At 60.4% G+C, this 19,692-nt stretch carries 17 protein-coding genes; 4 read left to right on the forward strand and 13 right to left on the reverse strand.

Features of this window, described 5'->3' with window-relative positions; genetic code table 11:
- From gudD to AC1DV6_RS10890, 11 genes are all read right to left on the reverse strand, one after another.
- Positions 1-1,326, reverse strand: coding sequence for a glucarate dehydratase (gudD, locus tag AC1DV6_RS10840; protein WP_477977479.1), 1,326 nt, complete (start codon positions 1,324-1,326; stop codon positions 1-3).
- Between the two features lie 13 nt (positions 1,327-1,339).
- Entirely contained in the window at positions 1,340-2,296 is a 957-nt protein-coding gene (locus AC1DV6_RS10845) for a Bug family tripartite tricarboxylate transporter substrate binding protein (RefSeq protein ID WP_477977480.1), read from the reverse strand.
- A 27-nt stretch (positions 2,297-2,323) separates the two neighbouring features.
- A complete protein-coding gene (kdgD, locus tag AC1DV6_RS10850) occupies positions 2,324-3,235 on the reverse strand; it encodes a 5-dehydro-4-deoxyglucarate dehydratase (protein ID WP_477977481.1) in 912 nt (303 codons plus the stop codon).
- A gap of 76 nt (positions 3,236-3,311) precedes the next feature.
- Entirely contained in the window at positions 3,312-4,019 is a 708-nt protein-coding gene (locus AC1DV6_RS10855; protein ID WP_477977482.1) for a FadR/GntR family transcriptional regulator, read from the reverse strand.
- Between the two features lie 86 nt (positions 4,020-4,105).
- Positions 4,106-4,525, reverse strand: a complete 420-nt coding sequence (gene cdd / locus AC1DV6_RS10860; RefSeq protein WP_477977483.1) for a cytidine deaminase — start codon at positions 4,523-4,525, stop codon at positions 4,106-4,108.
- A gap of 33 nt (positions 4,526-4,558) precedes the next feature.
- Complete coding sequence (locus AC1DV6_RS10865; protein ID WP_477977484.1) at positions 4,559-6,133, reverse strand: DHA2 family efflux MFS transporter permease subunit; 1,575 nt, start codon at positions 6,131-6,133, stop codon at positions 4,559-4,561.
- A gap of 15 nt (positions 6,134-6,148) precedes the next feature.
- Positions 6,149-7,393, reverse strand: a complete 1,245-nt coding sequence (locus AC1DV6_RS10870) for an EmrA/EmrK family multidrug efflux transporter periplasmic adaptor subunit (RefSeq protein WP_477977485.1) — start codon at positions 7,391-7,393, stop codon at positions 6,149-6,151.
- 47 nt (positions 7,394-7,440) lie between these two features.
- The gene (locus AC1DV6_RS10875) at positions 7,441-8,862 is read right to left on the reverse strand and encodes an efflux transporter outer membrane subunit (RefSeq protein WP_477977486.1); all 1,422 of its coding nucleotides are present in this window, start codon (positions 8,860-8,862) and stop codon (positions 7,441-7,443) included.
- Entirely contained in the window at positions 8,852-9,397 is a 546-nt protein-coding gene (locus tag AC1DV6_RS10880; protein WP_477977487.1) for a MarR family winged helix-turn-helix transcriptional regulator, read from the reverse strand. The genes AC1DV6_RS10875 and AC1DV6_RS10880 overlap by 11 nt, the downstream gene beginning before the upstream one ends.
- A gap of 104 nt (positions 9,398-9,501) precedes the next feature.
- Positions 9,502-11,553 (reverse strand): S9 family peptidase, encoded by a 2,052-nt coding sequence (locus tag AC1DV6_RS10885; protein WP_477977488.1) that lies wholly within the window; start codon positions 11,551-11,553, stop codon positions 9,502-9,504.
- A 77-nt stretch (positions 11,554-11,630) separates the two neighbouring features.
- Positions 11,631-13,118, reverse strand: a complete 1,488-nt coding sequence (locus AC1DV6_RS10890) for an NAD-dependent succinate-semialdehyde dehydrogenase (protein WP_477977489.1) — start codon at positions 13,116-13,118, stop codon at positions 11,631-11,633.
- Between the two features lie 148 nt (positions 13,119-13,266).
- Here AC1DV6_RS10890 and AC1DV6_RS10895 point away from each other — a divergent pair, with 148 nt between their 5' ends.
- Positions 13,267-14,031, forward strand: coding sequence for a substrate-binding periplasmic protein (locus tag AC1DV6_RS10895; RefSeq protein WP_477977490.1), 765 nt, complete (start codon positions 13,267-13,269; stop codon positions 14,029-14,031).
- A gap of 84 nt (positions 14,032-14,115) precedes the next feature.
- Positions 14,116-16,740 (forward strand): alanine--tRNA ligase, encoded by a 2,625-nt coding sequence (alaS, locus tag AC1DV6_RS10900; RefSeq protein WP_477977491.1) that lies wholly within the window; start codon positions 14,116-14,118, stop codon positions 16,738-16,740.
- A gap of 36 nt (positions 16,741-16,776) precedes the next feature.
- Here the strand turns inward: alaS and AC1DV6_RS10905 are convergent, their stop codons facing one another.
- Positions 16,777-17,136, reverse strand: coding sequence for a thioredoxin family protein (locus tag AC1DV6_RS10905; RefSeq protein WP_477977492.1), 360 nt, complete (start codon positions 17,134-17,136; stop codon positions 16,777-16,779).
- A gap of 131 nt (positions 17,137-17,267) precedes the next feature.
- Between AC1DV6_RS10905 and AC1DV6_RS10910 the strand changes: the two genes are divergently transcribed.
- Complete coding sequence (locus AC1DV6_RS10910) at positions 17,268-18,044, forward strand: ferredoxin--NADP reductase (protein ID WP_477977493.1); 777 nt, start codon at positions 17,268-17,270, stop codon at positions 18,042-18,044.
- Positions 18,045-18,133: 89 nt separating this feature from the next.
- Positions 18,134-19,150: an adenosine kinase gene (locus AC1DV6_RS10915; protein WP_477977494.1), complete on the forward strand. Its 1,017-nt coding sequence runs from the start codon at positions 18,134-18,136 to the stop codon at positions 19,148-19,150.
- Here AC1DV6_RS10915 and AC1DV6_RS10920 read toward each other — a convergent pair.
- Positions 19,147-19,665, reverse strand: coding sequence for a hypothetical protein (locus tag AC1DV6_RS10920; RefSeq protein ID WP_477977495.1), 519 nt, complete (start codon positions 19,663-19,665; stop codon positions 19,147-19,149). The two genes, AC1DV6_RS10915 and AC1DV6_RS10920, sit on opposite strands and share 4 nt — an antisense overlap.
- Between the last annotated feature and the right edge of the window lie 27 nt (positions 19,666-19,692).

The following is a 19,692-nucleotide window of genomic DNA, read 5'->3' on the forward strand; positions in this document are numbered from 1 at the left end:
TTAGCGAACCATGCAGGGCCGCTTGGGGTCGAACTTCCATCCGGGTATCAGGAACTGCATGGCGATCGCATCGTCGCGCGCACCGAGACCGTGCTGTTGGTACAGCGCATGCGCCTTCTCGACTTCGGCCATGTCCAGTTCTATACCCAGGCCGGGCTTGTCAGGGACTTTCACATAGCCGCCCTGGATTTGCAGCGGCTCCTTGGTCAGGCGCTGGCCGTCTTGCCAAATCCAGTGCGTGTCTATTGCGGTGACCTTGCCAGGCGCCGCCGCGCCGACGTGAGTGAACATCGCCAGAGACACATCGAAATGGTTGTTGGAATGGGAACCCCAGGTCAGGCCCCAATCGCGGCAGGTTTGGGCCACACGCACCGAGCCTGCGAGGGTCCAGAAATGCGGATCGGCCAACGGAATGTCTACCGCTTGCAGCGACAGTGCGTGCGTCATCTGGCGCCAATCGGTGGCGACCATGTTTGTGGCAGTCGGCAGGCCAGTGGCGCGTTTGAACTCGGCCATCACTTCGCGGCCCGAGAAGCCCCCTTCGGCGCCACAAGGGTCTTCGGCATAGGCCATCACACCATGCATGTCGCGCAGCAGCCGTACCGCATCCTTCAGCAACCAGCCGCCATTGGGGTCCAGTGTGATGCGTGCATCCGGAAATCTGTGGTGCAAGGCTTGCACCGCTTCGACTTCCTGCTCGCCGCGCAGCACGCCGCCCTTGAGCTTGAAGTCCTGAAAGCCATAGCGCTCCTGCGCGGCCTCGGCCAAGCGAACAATGGCTTCGGTCGTCATTGCTTTTTCGTGGCGCAGGCGTTTCCAGTTGGAATCGCTGTCTGGCTCGTTGGCGTAGTCCAACGTGGTCTGTTGGCGATCACCCAGATAGAACAGGTAGCCCAGCATCTGCACTTGCGTGCGTTGCTGCCCTTCACCTAGCAAGGCCGCGACCGGCACGCCGAAGTGCTGACCTTGCAGGTCCAGCAGCGCGGATTCCACTGCAGCCACTGCGTGTATGGTGGTGCGCAGATCGAAGGTCTGCAGGCCACGGCCACCCGCATCGCGGTCGGCAAAGCGCGTTTGCATGGCTTGCAATATGGCGTGCATATCGCCAATGGGCCGGCCTTCGACCAGCGGGCGCGCATCTTCCAGCGTCTGCCGAATCTTCTCGCCGCCCGGTACCTCGCCCACACCGGTATGGCCGGAGTTGTCGGTGAGGATCAGCAGATTGCGGGTGAAAAAAGGCGCATGCGCGCCGGACAGATTCAACAGCATGCCATCGCGCCCGGCCACGGGCACGACCTGCATCTTCAGGACGGTGGGTGTTTGCATGAATCGGCGAAGATCAGTCGGCAGTGATTTTCCGGGAGGCGATCAGCTTTTGCCAGCGTGCATATTCAGCGGCTTGGTAGGCAGCAAATTGCTCGGGCGTGTTCAGCACCATCTCAAAGCCCAACTCTTGCAGCCTGGTCTTGGTCTGAGGTTCGTTCATGACGGAAACGATGGCGTCATGAATCTTGGCTTTCAGATCTGCGGGCAGGCCCTTGGGCGCAGCCACAGCTTGCCACGATTGCACATTCGCATCCCTGACGCCGCTTTCTTCCAGCGTCGGCACATTGGGCAGCAGCGGGGAACGCTTGGCACTGGTGATGGCCAGGGCACGCAGCTTGCCGGCCAGGATTTGCGGCATCGCAGTATTGATGTTCATGAAGGACGAGTCGACCTGCGCGCCCAGCAGATCGGTCATCACGGCGCTGCCACCTTTGTAGGGCACGTGGATGCCCGAGGTACCGGTTTGTTGCCAAAACAGTTCAGCGGTCAAGTGGTCGCTGCTTCCGTTGCCGGATGATCCAAAGGTCATCTTGTCCGGGTTCGCCTTGGTGAAAGCGATGACTTCGGCGATGGATTTGTAGTTGGATGCCGCAGGTACCACCAGCACATTGGGCGCCTGCACGACCACGGTGATCGGGTCCAGATCTTTCAGCGCGTCATAGGGCACCTTGATCAGGTGCGGCGCGATCACAAAGGGGCCGAGCGAAGACACGAACAGCGTATGCCCATCAGCCGGGCTGCGCACGACTTGTGTGGCACCAATGGTGCCGGTCGCGCCAGGTCTGTTTTCGACAACGACCGGGCCGCCCAGTTTTTCCGGCAGCTTGAGCGACAGTGTGCGTGCAATCTGGTCCGAAGAGCCGCCTGGTGGGAACGGCACCACGAGGGTGATCGGCTTGGTGGGCCAGGCATGGGCGCTCGCGCAGGCGATGGCACCGAAAGCTATTGCAGTTATCAGTTTCTTGAACATTTTTTGTCTCCTCGGGGGTAACGGGAATTACTGGGGGCCCAGACGCTGGATCAGTGCGCTGAGTTGCTCAACCTCTTCGGGTTTCAGATTTGAAATGGGGGGGCGCACCGAGCCGGCGCCGTGGCCGACGATGGTGGCGCCGGCCTTCACGATGCTGACTGCGTAGCCCTCACCCTTGTTGCGTATGTCCAGGTAGGGCAGGAAGAAGTCATTGATCAGGCGGCTGACGGTGGCCTGGTCGCCGCTGGCGTAGGCGTTGTAGAAATCGATCGCGGTCTTGGGGATGAAGTTGAATACCGCTGACGAATAGGTTGGCACGCCCAAGGCTTTGTAGGCGTTGGCGTAGACCTCGTGCGTGGGCATACCGCCGATGTAAACGAAGCGGTCGCCCAAGCGCTGGCGGATCTGAACGATGCGTTCGATATCGCCCAGGCCGTCCTTGAAGCCAATCAGATTCGGGCAACGGCTGGCAAGAATCTCCAGCGATGGTGCTGTCAGTTTGCAGGCGCCTCGGTTATAGACGATGACCCCGATCCTGACGCTCTTGCAGACCGCCTCGACATGCGCAATCAGGCCCTCCTGGGTGGCCTCGATCAGGTAGTGGGGCAGCAGCAATACGCCGGCTGCGCCATTGCGTTCGGCAGCCTGTGCGTATTGAATCGCCACCCGCGTGCCGCCACCAGCGCCGCCGACGATCGGCGTGCGGCTGCCGCAGGTATCACAGGCCACCTTGATGATCCGGGCGTACTCCTGTGTTTCCAGCGAGAAGAACTCGCCGGTGCCGCCAGCTGCAAACAAGACCGTCGCGCCATAGGGCATCAGCCATTCCAGCCGCGCCGCATAGGAGCGTGGGTCGAAGTTCAGGTCACCGTCAAAGTCTGTGATCGGGAAAGACAGCAGTCCCGAGGAGAGGGCGTGTTTGAGTTCGTTGGGTGTCATGGCGGCGTGCGTCTGGTTTAGAGATAAGACATCGTACCTCTTGGCGTTTTACTGAAATATAGGGAAAACCCTTGATTCAGCTCGCCAGCAATTTGCGCCGCCGCTCGCGGCTATTGGTCAGATGGGTGCGCATCGCCGCGCGCGCTGCGTCGGCGTCCTGCCGTGTGATGGCATCGAAGATGCCTTCATGTTCCAGATTAACGCGCCGCAGGTAGCTACGCAGTTCCTCGGTGACGGGTTGCGCAGCCTCCAGGCGTGCACGTGGAATCATCGTTCCACCGAGTGTGCCCATCAGTTCGGCGAAATGGTGGTTCTGGGTCGCACGGGCTATTTCCAGATGAAACTGGAAATCTGGTCCGACGGCATCGCGTCCCGCGTCCACCGCAGCGGCAAAGGTGTCCAAGGCCGAGCGCATGGCATTCAGGTTGGGTTCGGTGCGTCGTGCAGCTGCAAGGCCTGCACTTTCTATCTCCACTGCAATGCGCAACTCCAGCACCTGGATCACGTCCTGCAGTGTGGCAACCTGGTCGGGCCCGATGCGGAAGGTGCCCGGGCTGCCCATGCCGACCGCGAAGGTCCCTATGCCGTGGCGCGTCTCCACCATGTCGGCGGCTTGCAGACGGGAGATGGCTTCGCGAACCACGGTGCGGCTGATGCCGTATTCGGTCATCAAGTCGGTTTCACGGGGCAGCTTGTCGCCGGCGGCGAAGCTGCCATCGCGAATGCGGTCGCCCAAGGCCTTCACCAAATCCGTGGTCAGTGATCTGGGTTTGCTTCGATTCATCGGGCTTTCATCCTGGGCCGATTATGCATCGCGTGGAGAGGAGATCGTACAACCGACTCGGTATGCCGGCGAAGAACTGCGGTGCCTCAGCTGAGGTCTTCTGGCCCAAAACTTTGCGGCAGCAATTGCTCCAGTCTGTAGCTGGGGCCCATCGCCGTTTCGCTCGCGGTCAGGATGGGCGTATCCAGCGCGCAGAACTCGCGCAGCTTTTGGCGGCAGCCACCGCATGGGGTAATCCATGTGCCGCCGGTTCCTACCACCAACACGGCTTTAGCGCGCGTGCTGCCCGCCAACACCATCGCGCTCAGTGCGCCGCCCTCGGCACAAACACCTTCCGGGTAGGCCGCGTTTTCCACATTGCAACCTGCATGGATGCGGCCCTGGTCGTCCAGTATTGCGGCGCCGACACGAAATTTGGAATAGGGCGCGTAGGCTTGGGAAAGAGCTGCGCGTGCAGCTTGCAAAAGCTTGGCTTGCAGCTCTTCGCTGAGATGAGAAGGGGTCATGGCGTCGATGATAGCGCCATGACCATCGCTTGATTAGTGCGCTCCTGCTGCTGCGTCCGCAGCGGCGGCTGCACCACCCGGCGCACCCGCGCGCGCAGGGCGTGCTAGCCACACCAACGGAATCAATCCGAGGAAGATCAGTGACGAACCCCAGAACACATCGTTGGCCGCGAGCATGTAAGCCTGCTGATCCACCATGCGGTTGATGTTGGCCAAGCCTTGCTCCACGCTCATGCCAGCGGCGTTGAAGCCTGCCATCGCACTGTTGGTGGCAATGCTGCCTCGGTTGACCAGCTCCGCCAGTTGTGCGTGGTGCAGCGCTGCACGGTCTTGCCAGATCGTGATCGCAATTGAGGTGCCGAACGAGCCGCCCACCATCCGCGCGAAACTAGACAAGCCCGATGCAGACGGAATCTTCTCCGGCGGCAAGCCACCCAGAATGATGCTGGTCAGCGGGATGAAGAAGAACGCCACAGCCACGCCCTGGATGATCGTCGGAATCATGATGGTGCCGAAGTCGGCCTGGGTGTTGAAGTTCGAGCGCATGTACAGCACAAGCGCAAACACCACGAAGGCAAACGTCGTCAGCGAACGCGGGTCGAACTTGGAAATGTTCTTGCCCACTAACGGCGACAGGATGATCGCGAACAGCCCCACCGGTGCCATCAGCATCCCGGCCTGCGTGGAGGTGTAGCCCATGAACTGTTGCAGCCACAGCGGTAGCAGCACGAGGTTGCCCATGAACAAGCTGTAGGCCACCGCCATCGCCACCGTGCCTGTCCAGAAGTTGCGTTTGGCCAGCAGCTTCAGGTCCACCACCGGGTGGTCGTCGGTCAACTCCCATGCTATGAAGAACGCAAAGCCGATCAGCGACGCGATACCCAGTGCCATCACTTCCGGCGAATGGAACCAATCCTGCTCGTGGCCCTTGTCCAGCATGATCTGCAGGGACGCCACGGCAACCACCAGCAACGCCAGGCCTACCTTGTCGATAGGCAGCTGTTTGGTGGGTGTTTCACGCTTGTGGAAGATCGTCCACGTGATGAACGCGGCCATGATGCCCACGGGGATGTTGATATAGAAGATCCAGCCCCAGTGGGTGTGGTCGGTAATCCAGCCACCCAATAGTGGCCCCATCACCGGCGCGACCAGCGTGGTCATTGCCCACAAGGCCATCGCCATGCCCGCCATCGCCGGCGGATAACTCGACAACAGCAGCGTCTGCGCCAGCGGCATCATTGGCCCGGCGACAAAGCCCTGCAGTGCGCGAAAGGCAATCAGCGTGGTCATGTTGGGCGCGAGGCCGCACATCCATGAACTCAACACGAACAACAGCACGCTCATCGTGAACAGGCGTACCTGACCGAAGCGCTGTGACAGCCATCCGGTGAGCGGCAGCGAAATCGCATTGGCCACGCCAAAGCTGGTAATGACCCAAGTGCCCTGGTTGGGACTGACGCCCAGGTCGCCGGCAATTGCCGGTAGTGACACGTTCGCGATGGACGAGTCCAGCACGTTCATGAAGGTAGCCGCCGACAGGGCTATCGTGCCCCACATGCGGGCCGACCCTTGCAGCGGAGCCGGCGGAATATAAGCGGTAGTGCTCATGTTGGAGGCCGGTGATCAGCCGCCAGCTTTGACGGCTGTATCAGCGCGCACCATGCGCGGAGCATTGGCGATGATGATCTTGCGCACTTCGGCGTTCGCATCCTTGTCGATGGCACCAAACACTTGTGTCTGCACGCTGGAGGAGGCTTGAGGCGCATCCGACAGCGCGTGTCCGCTCTGGTCGGTAATGTCTACCGTAGCTTCCATCGACAGACCCACACGCAACGGGTTCTTGGCGAGTTCAGCGGGGTCGAGCGCTACGCGCACGGGTACGCGCTGCACCACCTTGATCCAGTTGCCAGTGGCGTTTTGCGCTGGCAGCAGTGCGAACGCAGCGCCAGTGCCAGCGCCCAGACCGGCGACCGTACCTTTGTATTCGACCTTCTTGCCGTACAGGTCGGCAGTCAGCATCACGGGCTGGCCGATGCGGATATTGCGCAGTTGCACTTCCTTGAAGTTGGCATCGACCCACAACTGATTCAGCGCAATCAGCGACATCAACGGTGTGCCCGCGGCCACACGTTGGCCCAGTTGCACTGTGCGCTTGGCAATGTAGCCGTCCACCGGCGCCAGCAGCGCGGCGCGGTGTGCGGCCAGATATGCCTCGCGCACTTTGGCGGCGGCAGCGAGAACGCTGGGGTGCCCCTCAATGGAAGTGCCATCGGTCAGCGCCTGGTTGCTGGCAAGCTGTTCACGGGCGGCTGCAACACCGGCCTTGGCAGCGGACAGCGCGTTTTGCGCGACGGCCAGTTGGGATTGGGTGTGGTTCAGTTCTTCCTTGGACACAGCGCCGTTGCCAACCAGCGACTGGCGGCGGTTCAGGTCGTCCGTTGCGCGGGCGATGTCGGTCTGCGCGCGGGCCATGTCGGCTTCACGCAAAGTGATTTGCGCGGTCAGGCTGCCGTTGTTGGCGTACAGCGTGCGAACCTGGCGGACGGTTTGCGCGAGATTGGCTTCTGCCTGATCGAGTGCGACTTTGGCATCGGCTGGGTCCAGTTGCACCAGTGGAGAACCGGCTTTCACAAAGTCGGTGTCGTCCGCCAGGATGCCGGTTACAGTGCCGCCGATTTGCGGTGTGATCTGGATCACGTTGCCTTGCACGTAGGCGTTGTCGGTCTCTTCGTGGTGGCGGTTAATGAACCATTCAAAACCGCCATAGGCCAGACCCAGCAGCACAACGATGCTGATGACGGTCAAGGCCTTCTTGCGGGCGGGGTTAGGAGCGGAAGCGGCTGGGGTGTTGTTCACTGGAGTGTTCATGGTGGTTACTCGGCTTGAATGTTTGGTGAATTCGGTAAAAAAGCGGATCAGGAGTGGCTGGCGGTGTAGCCACCACCGAGCGCACGAATTAGCTGCACTTGGGTGTCCAGCGCGCGGGCTGCAAGGTCAACGCCCTGGCGGCGTTGCGCCAGCACGCTGGTTTCAGCGGACAGCACGTTCAGGTAAGTCCCCAGGCCTGCCTTGTAGCGTTGCAAAGCAATGGAGTAGGCCGTTTCAGCCGACGCTTGTGCGCTGGCTTGCTCGGCCTGTTGGCGGGCGATGGCCTGGCTGGACGTGAGTTGGTCTGCCACATCGCGTACAGCGTCAACCACTGTCGCGTTGTAAGTCTCAATGGCAGCGCTCAGGTCGGCTGATTTGCTGCGCAGGTTGGCGCGCAATTTTCCGCCTTCAAAAATAGGCAGGCGAATCGCAGGGCCCACGCCCCATTGCTGGCTGCCGCTCTGGATCAGCTTGTCAAAGCCAATGCTCTGAAAGCCGGCAAAGGCGGTGAGGTTGATGTTCGGATAGAACAGGGTTTTGGCATTGCCAACATCCTGTGTGGCCGCCTCTACACGCCAGCGCGCAGCAACGATATCGGCACGTCGACCGAGCAAGTCGATTGGGATGTTCGTGGCATTTGCTACGTTTTTGATAGTGCCTTGTGCAGGTGGGGCGAGCGCCAGCGGCACTTTTTGCTGTCCTGTCAGAGCGGCGAGTGCATTCAGCGTCAGCGTCTGCTGTTCCTTCAATTGCTCGATTTGCAGGCGCGCATCGGGCAGGGAGCCTTCGCTTTGTTGCAGTTCCAGTTGCGTATCCAGGCCCGCGGTCAGGCGGTCCTGCACCAACTTCTTGGATTGTTCACGCTGGTCCAGCGTGCGCTGCGCCACGTCCAGTTGGGCGTTGATACGCGCCCACTGGAAATAGCTGCGTGCCACGTTGCTGGCCAGCAGCATGCGGGCGGCTTGCGCATCCGCCTCTGCCGCGCGCACCTGGCCAATCGCGGATTCCAGCGCGGTGCGGTTTTTGCCAAACAGGTCCAGCTCCCAACTGGCATTGGCCTGCACGGTACCGGTGTCCAGAATCGCGCCGCCCAGAGGAGGCGGGTAAATGAAGTTGCTGGAGAACTTCTGGTGCGTCAGATCGGCACCAACGCCCAGCGTGGGCGAATCATTGCCGCGCACGTTGTCGTAGCCAGCTTGCACGCGGGCCAAGCGGGCTTGTGCGACTTTGATGGTGGGGTTATTGGCTAGGGCTTGGGTGACCAGCGTGTCGAGCTGCGCGTCGCCAAAGCCGTGCCACCATTCGGCGTCAATCTTGGCGGCCGAGCCGGACAGGCCGACAGCGGCCTCGTCCAGCATCTGGCCCTTGGTCGCTTCATTGGTATAGCTGGCGCAGGCGGCCAGTGTGGCCAGCGCGAGTGCGCTGAGGGTGAGCCGCAGGGCGTGGGGGGTGGTTGCGTTAGCTGGCATTGGATTTTCCAGTAGTGGGTGTTGGGGTGGCTTCTTTGCTGTTGTCCTTGGCGTTCACCAGAATCCGCTGCAAAAAGCCTTTCAGGGTTTCAAATTCCTCGACACTGAAGCCGCGCAGATTCGCGTTTTGCACGCTGCTCAGCACATGCGGAATCTCGGCGGCAGCGATGCGGCCAGCATCGGTCAGCGCAATGTTGACGACACGGCGGTCTTGCTCGGAGCGCACGCGGCGGCACAGGTCTTTGGCTTCCAGCCGGTCCAGCGTGCGCGTCATCGCTCCGCCGTCCAGCAGACATTCGCGCGCCAGCTCGGCCACGGTGGAGGCGTTGCCCATATAGAGCTTGTATAGCGGCTTCCACTGCGCGTCAGTCAGGTCGGTGTGGGAGAGTTGCTGCTCAACCTGTTGCGTGACGTGGCTCAGGATCTGGCGCATCAGATAGCCCAGGCTTTCCTCGGGGTTGTAGGTCTCCGCGCGATAGAAGGCCTTTGGTTCTGTGCTGGCCTCGGCGCTAGTTTTGGGTGCTGGTTTTGACATAGTTGCCGCAATTATATATTGCCTAGGCAATTATTGCTTGAACATGCAAATAGTTGAAAAAAATGGCCTCTGTGGGAGGCCAAAGGGTGCGTGGAGAGCTGCCGCTACTTAACGGGCTGGGGTTGCGCGCTTGCAGCCGCACCGATATTGCGATCCAAGAAGGTCTCAACCCGGCTCCAGAAATCGACGCGGTTGCTGACCAATGACCAGCCGTGGCCTTCATTGGGATAGCTGATCCACTCGACCCGCTTGTTATGGCCCTGCAACGCATCTCGCAAACTGGTTCCGTGGATGATGGGCACGCGCCGGTCGGACTCGCCATAGGCCATTAGCAGTGGCTGGGTGATGCGCGCGGCTTGGGCGATAGGGGAAGTTTCCTGCAATTGCTTGGCATCGCGCTCGCGGTCCCCCACCAGCTTGGGCAGGAAGTAGAGCCGGGTCTCGTCGCTGGCGTCGCTCCAGGACACCGTGTACAGCATTTCGATGTCGGTTACGCCCGCCCACTCTACGCCGCAGCGGTACAGCGCTGGTTCGCGTATCAGCCCCATCAGCGTTGCATAACCGCCGTAGCTGGCGCCCATGATGCAGATGCGTTTGGGGTCGGCGATGCCTTGATCGATCAGCCAGCGTGTACCGTCAGTGACATCGTCCTGCATGGACAGTCCCCACTGTTTCCAGCCGGCGGTGAAGTGCTTGGCGCCATAACCGGTGCTGCCACGGAACTCGGGTTGCAGCACGGCATAGCCGCGTGAGGCCAGGAACTGGCTTTGCGGTTCCCACATCCAGTTGGCACCACGCGTATACGGGCCACCGTGCACCAGCACCACCAGAGGAAGATTTTTGGCCGGGACACCTTGCGGCAGTGTCAAGTAGGCCGGAATCTCCAGACCGTCGCGCGCCTTGTAGCGCACCTGCTCGGTTTCTGCCATTCGGTCGGGGTCGATGTTGGGTAGTGCCTTGCCGATGAGTGCCAGCGTGCGTTTGCTGATGTCGTACAGATAAAACGTAGGCGGTTGCACGTCAGAGCCAGAATGCACGACCAAGTATTTGGCCTGCGGGTCAGGCGATATGACCAGTTGGTTGACAGTGGATGGCAGCAGCGCATTGATGGATGCCTGAATGTCTTTCCAGCCCGCATCGAACCAATGCGTGCCTGGCGCCTTCCCGAGATAGCGTACACCGACGATGCGCTGGTCTGTATAGACAAACTGGGGATTGAGGTCGTAGTTCTGCAGCGAAGCCAGCGGTGCGGGATCGATTCGGTTGTTGGCCAAGTCGAATTTATACAAAGTCTTTTTGTCGACACCCAGGCGAGCGCTGACATACAGCGTGCCATCGGTGTCGTAGGCCACTATGTCGAAGGCTTCTGGCGCGTAGCTATTGAAATGTGCGATCTGGCGCCATTCCTTGGTCGCCGGATCATGGAAGTACACAGTCTCTGTGTCCTTGACCACTGTTACCGAGATGCGGGGAACCCCATCTCGCCCAACCAACCATCCACGCTCATTGGCGTCTTCGCGACTCACTTTTTCGTAGGCGCCAGTCAGCGTATTCAGGCGCAGCAGCGCCCGTGCGTGGTGCGGTGGTTTGGGATCGAACCGGGTGACAAAGACTTCATTGGGAAATAACAGTGGGCGCACCGTATGCAGTTGGTGATTCCAGGTCAGCGAGGGGGTGCGGTTAAGCGTGCGTTGCACACTGTTAATCAGCACACGAGGGAGACTGCCGTCGCGGTTGACCGCATACAAGCCAGGCAAAAGGAGTTTTTCTCCGTAGGCTAGTTGCAGATCAGTGGTGCTCATGACCAGGCGGTCACTGCTGACCCACATGAAGGACACGACGTCTGCATCCGGAAAGGCGCCAATGATCTTGGACGTGCTGCCGCCAATCTCCATGACCGCCAGTTGCATTCGGCCGCCTTTGATGGCGACCAGCATACCCAGATATTTTCCGTCCGGCGACAGCTGGACTGCGCCGACACCGGGATTCTGAAAGAAGTTTTCCAGTGGCACCGGCGCAGCAATCGCAGTGCTTGGCAGGGCTTGCGTTGTCTGCGCAGAGCCCGGCAGGGCCATGCCCAGCAGCAGCGCAGCCGCTAGCGCCAGTTGAAACTGTAATGAGTGCCGCGTACGCGGCCAAGTGGTGTGTAGGCCCATGAAATCCCCTCCCCGAGGAATGGCAGATTAATTCTGCCGGACGCGCCTTGTCGGTCTTGCGCCCAGCTGGGCCTATCTTATTTCAGGATATCCCCAATGCAGAGATACTTGATCTCCACATAGTCGTCCATGCCAAAGTGTGAGCCTTCGCGGCCCAGACCCGATTGCTTCATGCCGCCAAACGGCACATGCTCTGTCGCCAGAATGCCGACGTTGACGCCCACCATGCCGTATTCCAGCGCTTCGCCGACGCGGTAGATGCGGCCGATGTCGCGACTGTAGAAATAGCTGGCCAAGCCAAACTCGGTGTCATTCGCCGCGTCAATCGCTTCCTGCTCGGTCTTGAACTTGAAGACCGGGGCGAACGGGCCAAAGGTTTCTTCCTTAGCGCACAGCATGTCGGCGGTTGCTTCGGCCACGACGGTGGGCTCGAAGAACTGTTTGCCGACGGACGTCAGACGATGGCCGCCGACCAGCACGCGGCCGCCCTTGGCAATGGCGTCCTTGACATGGCGCTCAACCTTGTCGACGGCAGCGTCTTCAATCAAAGGGCCCTGGTTCACGCCATCTTCAAAACCGTTGCCAACTTTGGCAGTCTTGACCTTGGCGGCAAACTTTTCCACGAACTGGTCGTAAACACCTTCCTGCACATAGAAGCGATTGGTGCAGACGCAGGTCTGGCCGGCGTTGCGGTATTTGCTGGCGAACGCGCCTTCGACGGCGCTGTCGATGTCGGCGTCGTCAAACACGATGAAGGGCGCGTTGCCGCCCAGTTCCAGCGACATTTTCTTGATGGTGGGTGCACTTTGCGCCATCAGGATGCGGCCGACTTCGGTGGAGCCAGTGAAGCTGATGTGGCGCACCACGTCGCTGGCGCAGATGACCTTGCCAATCGCAATCGAGTTGGCGCTGTCGGCGCTCAGAACGTTGAGCACGCCCGCCGGAATGCCCGCGCGCAGCGCCAGCTCGGCAGCGGCCAAGGCGGTCAGCGGTGTCAGCTCCGCGGGCTTGATGACGACCGGGCAGCCAGCGGCCAGCGCGGGCGCGACCTTGCGGGTGATCATCGCCAGCGGGAAGTTCCAGGGCGTAATGGCTGCGCAGACGCCGATCGGCTGCTTGATCACCATCAGGCGGCGGTTGTTGTCGAACTGCGGAAGGGTCTCGCCGTTAACGCGCTTGGCTTCTTCGGCAAACCACTCCACAAAGCTGGCCCCGTAGGCGACTTCGCCCTTGGCTTCTGAAAACGGTTTGCCTTGCTCGGCGGTCATCAAGCGGCCCAGGTCTTCCTGGTTGGCCATCAACAGGTCGAACCACTTGCGCAGAATGGTGCTGCGCTCTTTGCCGGTTTTGGCGCGCCAGGCGGGCCAGGCTTTGTTGGCGGCGGCAATCGCGGCTTCAGCGTCCTGCGGCCCCAGGTTGGCCACGTCGGCCAGCTTGATGCCGCTGGCAGGGTCATTGACGTCAAAGCGAGATGCACCTTTGAACCATTGGCCGTTGATGAAACCATCGGTCTTCAGCAGGCTGGGGTCATTCAAAAGCGCGAGGGGGGATGTCTTCATGTCCATGGGGTCACCTGAATTTCGAGTTGTACGGGCTAATTGCAGCAGCGTAATGGATTTTCGCAGTGCGAACGGCGCCGCTCCCGAATAGGCTTGTAGCTCCACTTGGAATGGTAGCGCTCACGCGACTTCTGCATGGCGTAGGATGTGCCTTATGCGGGCCGTCTCCATCGCCATCATTTTGTGCTGTGCACCAATGGCCACTGTAACTTGGGCGCAAAGCCTTCGGGCTTGCGGCGGCGACAACAACTGGCCCCCCATGTCGTACATCGCGGGCGATTCCGACCAACCACAGGGCATATCCGTCGACATTCTCCGAATGGCATTTGCGGACCGACCAGACTTTGCCGTTTCGCTCAGGCCGTGGGGACGGTGCCTGCTCGAAGCCCAGGAAAACCGCGGTTTCGACATCGTGATGTCGCTGCTGCGCAACCCGGAGCGCGAGCAGCAGTTCCTGTTCACCAGACCGTATTTGAGTCTGAACCCGGCCTATTTGTATGACCAGCGCCGGTTCACAGCACCGCCCATCAAGCGGCTTGCCGACCTTTCGCGCTACAAAGTCTGCGCATTGGCCAATGCCTCCACCAATTACACGAAGCTCCCCGCAGGAAGTATCGACACCGGAACTCCGTCCTATACCGGTCTGCTGGGCAAAGTGGACCGCGGGTATTGCGATGTGGTCGTGGACATGCGGGAAGTGTTGATGGGCTTTGTCGCCTTGCGCATGTTGCCCATGGAAACCGGGCTGTACCGTATTGAGGCGTTGCCGGAGACCGAGCGGTATCCGCTGCAGTTCGGTGTGAGTCGCAAGCATCCGCACGCGGCAGAACTGATCACTGCCATGGATTCAACCATTCAAAAACTGCAATCCAATGGCAGATTGGCGGGAATCCTCGCGAAGTACCAGATCACCAAGTAAAGGGTAGCCCAGGCCGCCGCGCTGGGCCTGGGTCCTCAGGCGATAATATGAGGCTTGTTTGAACCCTGCCAGAGTAGCCCTGACATGACCCAGTCTGTAATGAGTGTCGCTGACATTCGCAAATCGTTCCTCGACTTCTTCGCCTCCAAGGGCCACACCGTGGTCGCCAGCAGCCCGCTGGTGCCGGGCAACGACCCGACGCTGATGTTCACCAACTCCGGCATGGTGCAGTTCAAGGACGTGTTTCTCGGTACCGACAAACGTTCCTACGTTCGCGCCGCATCCGTGCAAGCCTGTCTGCGCGCTGGCGGCAAACACAACGATCTGGAAAACGTGGGCTACACCGCGCGCCACCACACCTTCTTCGAGATGCTGGGCAACTGGAGCTTTGGCGACTACTTCAAGCGCGATTCGCTGAAGTGGGGCTGGGAACTGCTGACCACGGTCTACAAGCTGCCGCCCGAGAAGCTGACCGCCACCGTCTATATCGACGACCAGGAAGCCTATGACATCTGGACGAAAGAGATTGGCCTGCCGCCTGAGCGCGTGATCCGCATTGGCGACAACAAGGGCAAGAAATACGCGTCCGACAACTTCTGGATGATGGCGGATACGGGTCCGTGCGGCCCGTGCTCCGAGATCTTCTACGACCACGGTGACCACATCCCCGGAGGCCCCCCAGGCAGCCCGGGCGAAGACGGTGACCGTTTCATCGAAATCTGGAACCACGTGTTCATGCAGTTTGACATGCAGCCCGACGGCAGCCTGAATAAACTGCCCGCGCCCTGCGTGGACACCGGCATGGGCCTGGAGCGCCTGGCTGCGATCCTGCAGCATGTGCACAGCAATTACGAGATCGACCTGTTCGATGTGCTGATCAAGGCAGCTGCCCGTGAAACCGGTTGCACCGATCTGAACAACAAGAGCCTGCGCGTGATCGCTGACCACATTCGCGCCACCGCCTTCCTGGTCAGCGACGGCGTGATCCCGAGCAACGAAGGCCGCGGCTACGTGCAGCGTCGCATCATCCGCCGCGCAATCCGCCACGGTTACAAGCTGGGCAAGAAGACGCCGTTCTTTCACAAGCTGGTGAAAGACTTGGTCAAGGTGATGGGTGCGGCCTATCCCAATTTGGCGAACCAGGAAGCACGCATCACCGAAGTGCTGCGCGTGGAAGAAGAGCGCTTCTTTGAAACGCTGGCGACCGGCATGCAGATTCTGGACGAAGCACTGGCTGGCGGCGTGAAGACACTGCCCGGCGACGTGGCATTCAAGCTGCACGACACCTATGGTTTCCCGCTGGACCTGACCAACGACGTGGCCCGTGAAAACGATGTGACCGTCGACGAAGCCGGTTTCCAGGCCGCGATGGACAAGCAGAAGGCCGCGGGCCGTGCTGCCGGCAAGTTCAAGATGGACAAGGCGCTGGAGTACACCGGCGCGGGCAACACTTTTGTTGGCTACGACCACCTGACGCAAGCTACCAAAATCGTAGCGCTCTACGCAGACGGGACGCCAGTTGCCGCCCTAAATGCGGGTCAGCAAGGCGTTGTGGTGCTGGAAACCACGCCGTTTTATTCCGAGAGCGGCGGGCAGGTGGGTGACGAAGGTGAGATTTCCGCGGGTGCCAATCTGTTCGAAGTGGGCGACACGCAAAAGATCAAGGCCGATGTGTTTGGACACCACGGCACGGTGAAGACCGGCACGCTGAAAGTCGGCGACGCGGTGACCGCCCAGGTAGACACCGCCAAGCGCACTGCCACCATCCGCAACCACTCGGCCACCCATCTGATGCACAAAGCCTTGCGCGAAGTGCTGGGCGACCATGTGCAGCAAAAGGGCTCGCTGGTGAACGCTGATCGCACGCGTTTTGACTTCATGCACAACGCACCGGTCACCGATGCGCAGATCCGCGAGATTGAAAACCGTGTCAATGCCGAAATCCTGAGCAACGTCGCAGCGCTAGCGCGCGTGATGGACATTGAGTCGGCCCAGAAGACCGGCGCGATGATGCTGTTCGGCGAGAAGTACGGTGAGACCGTGCGCGTGTTGGATATTGGCACGAGCCGCGAGCTGTGCGGCGGTACCCACGTGGGCCGCACCGGTGATATCGGCGTTTTCAAGATCGTGGCTGAAGGCGGTGTGGCCGCTGGCGTGCGTCGCGTGGAAGCCGTGACCGGTGCCAACGCACTGGCCTATTTGCAGGACCTGGAAGCCACCGTGGCTTCCGGTGCTGCTGCGATGAAGGCGCCCGTGGCGGAATTCAGCAACAAGCTGCACGGCGTGCTGGACCAGGTCAAGGCGCTGGAGAAGGAGGTCTCCGCGCTCAAGGGCAAGCTGGCTTCGGCGCAAGGCGACGAACTCGCTGCGCAGGCGCTGGACGTCAAGGGCGTCAAGCTGGTCGTTGCGGCGCTGGACGGTGCCGATGCGAATACGCTGCGCGAAACCGCCACCAAGCTCAAAGACAAACTCAAGACCGCGGTGGTCGTGCTGGCCAGCGTGGATGGGGGCAAGGTGCAGATCGCCGTGGGCGTGACCGCGGACACTTTTGCGCGCGTCAAGGCCGGCGAACTCGTGAACCATGTCGCGGCGCAAGTCGGCGGCAAGGGCGGCGGCAAGCCTGACATGGCGATGGCCGGTGGTACCGAGCCTGCCAAACTGCCCGCGGCACTGGCCAGCGTGCAGGCCTGGGTCACTGAAAAGCTGTGATCGGCTGGCGTGGATTGCTACTGAATCAGTAGCTGCTCACGCACGTTCAATGCGGCTTAGACGCTGATTTAGTGCCTGAATGTGAGGGTCGGGCAGCGCAGCCTGACCACCATCCGATTGCGCCTGCAGCAGCCGACGCAAAGTTTCCAGATGCGGCGTTACGGTGCCGAAGAAGCGGGCTTGTCCGCCGTGTGCGATCAGCAGCGTAGGAAAGTTTTCTACCTCTATCGGGTCGACCAGGTCAGCCTCGTCTTCAATGTCTACCCAGTGGAAAACGGCTTGGGGAAATTCCTTTTGCAGTGAGTCAAACAGCGGCTGGTACTCGCGGCAGGCGCCACACCACTGCGCGCATAGACAGGCCACCAGCAGGGGGGCAGCGGAAGAAGCGTTTGACATGTCTCAATGATCGCAGAAATAGGCAGAACTGATTTCTCGAAATAACCAGCAGCCATATCCTTATGCCCGCAAGACACAGTGCCAGGTTTTAAACTATGGGTCTGCGTCGATAGATCCCAACCAAGGCCCCCATGAGTGCATTTCTGGAAGAAACCGTTTTAAGCGTTCACCACTGGACAGACCGCCTGTTCAGCTTCACCACGACGCGTGACACCGCGCTGCGCTTCTCCAACGGGCATTTCACGATGATTGGCCTGCGCCAGGAAAACGGCAAACCGCTGCTGCGCGCCTACAGCATCGTCAGCGCGAACTACGAAGAACATCTGGAATTTTTCAGCATCAAAGTGCCGGATGGCCCGCTGACGTCCAAGCTGCAACACATCAAAGTGGGCGACAAGATCGTCGTGGGAAAGAAGCCCACCGGCACGTTGCTGATCGACTACCTGCTGCCAGGCAAGAACCTGTACCTCATTGGCACCGGCACTGGCCTGGCTCCCTTCCTGTGTCTGATCCGCGACCCCGCAACCTACGAGAAGTACGAAAAGGTCATCCTGTTCCATGGCGTGCGCGAGGTCAATGAGTTGGCCTATGCGGATTTCATCAACATCGACCTGCCCGCGCATGAGTACCTGGGTGATGTGGTCAAGGAGCAGTTGCTGTATTACCCCAGCGTTACACGCGAGCCTTTCAAGAACCGCGGCCGTGCCACCGATCTGATCGCCAGCGGCAAGCTGGAAGCCGATCTGGGCCTGCCCAAGCTCGACCCCGAACGCGACCGCATCATGATCTGCGGCAGCCCGGCGCTGAACAAGGACATGCGCGAATTGCTCAATGCCCGTGGTTTCAAAGAAGGCAGTACCACAACGCCCGGCGATTACGTCGTTGAGCGTGCGTTTGTGGAATCCTGATACATGGGGTCAGACCACTCGCGTGAGCGATGTGCTCTGACCCCAACCGTTTAGATTGCGTCGCCCGACGCGATTAAACTCTCGGGGTCATGAAAAAATACGACCTCTACGCCATTGGCAACGCCCTGGTGGACTCCGAATACGAAGTCACCGACGCACAACTACAAGCCATGGGCGTGGAGAAGCGCCATATGACGCTGATCGATGCCGAGCGCAAAGCCTATTTGCTCAATGCCGTAGAGGGCAAGCACTCCCGCCGCACCGGTGGCGGCTCCGCTGGCAACACCGTCGTCGCGCTGGCCCAGCTGGGCGGCAAGGGCTTTTATTCCTGCCGTGTGGCCGAAGACGAGCTGGGCCATTTCTACCGCGACGATTTGAAAGCCAATGGCGTGGACAGCAATCTGGTCGGCAAGCAGACCGCGGCAGGCCACACGGGTAGTTGCATGGTGATGGTCACGCCCGACGCTGAGCGCAGCATGAGCACCTACCTCGGGGCTACCGCCGACATTGACCACACCGCGCTGAACCCCGACGCGATTGCCGCGTCCAAGGTCTATTACATGGAAGGCTACCTAGCCGCTTCGCCGACCGGTACAGACGCTGCCATCAAGGGCCGTGTGATCGCACGCAACGCGGGCGTGAAGCTGGCAGCAACCTTATCCGACATGAGCATGATCAACTTCTGCCGCCCTGGCCTGGAAGCCATGGTGGGCAACGCGGAAACGGGCAAGCTGGATTACCTGTTTTGCAACGAAGAAGAAGCGCAGGTCTGGTGCGGCAGCAAAGACCTGAACGAAATCTGCGGGAAGGTGAGCCAACTGGCGGCCACGGTCTGTTTGACCCGCAGCGCCAAAGGCTGCATCGTGCTGGAAAACGGCACGCAAACCGAAGTGCCTGCCGCCAAGGTCACCGCGGTGGACACCAATGGCGCGGGCGACATGTTTGCCGGCGCCTTCCTGTACGCCGTCACACAAGGCCACAACCACACGCAAGCGGCGTGGCTGGCCAATCAGGCTGCTGGTGATGTAGTGAGCCAGTTTGGCAACCGGCTGAGCAACGACTCGATGGCGGCGATCAAGCAGCGTTACGCTGCCTATCTGAACTAAGCCTTCAGGTCCGAGAAGACATCGCGCAGGTCAAACTGCCGGTCTTTCTTCTCGGTCGATACAGCCTTGCCAGCGACGCTGGACAACTTGCGGGCCTCCAGCTTTTGCGCCCACTCTTCGGGTGCAGGCATGTTCGGAAACGGGCAGTCACACTGGGGTGCATATTTCCACAGCCACTCCAGCCCTGTGTGATCGACCATGGGTTCGTAGCGATCCATGCATTGCTCAAACTGTTTCTGAAAGGCCAAGCTGTAGCGCAGCAAATGGCCGCTCCACTGCTTCATGATCAGGTGGACTTCCACCTGCTCGGTACCTGCTGGGCCAGGCTTCGTACGTATTTCACAGTCCAGCCACTCCGGCGGTACGCCCGTGCTGCGCATCGTGTCCTTGAAGGCTACGCGCAACAACTCACGCTGAATATCTGGCGCGCCCTGGCTGGAGTTGGCTGCGTGCATCACGCTCTCACCGGCATCGGTGTGGGTGGCAGCGGCTGTGCGTTTGGAGAATTTGAACATGGCGATATCCTGAAAAAGTGGGATTCG

The sequence above is a fragment of the Rhodoferax sp. P2_H8_2 genome (genome assembly GCF_056403235.1).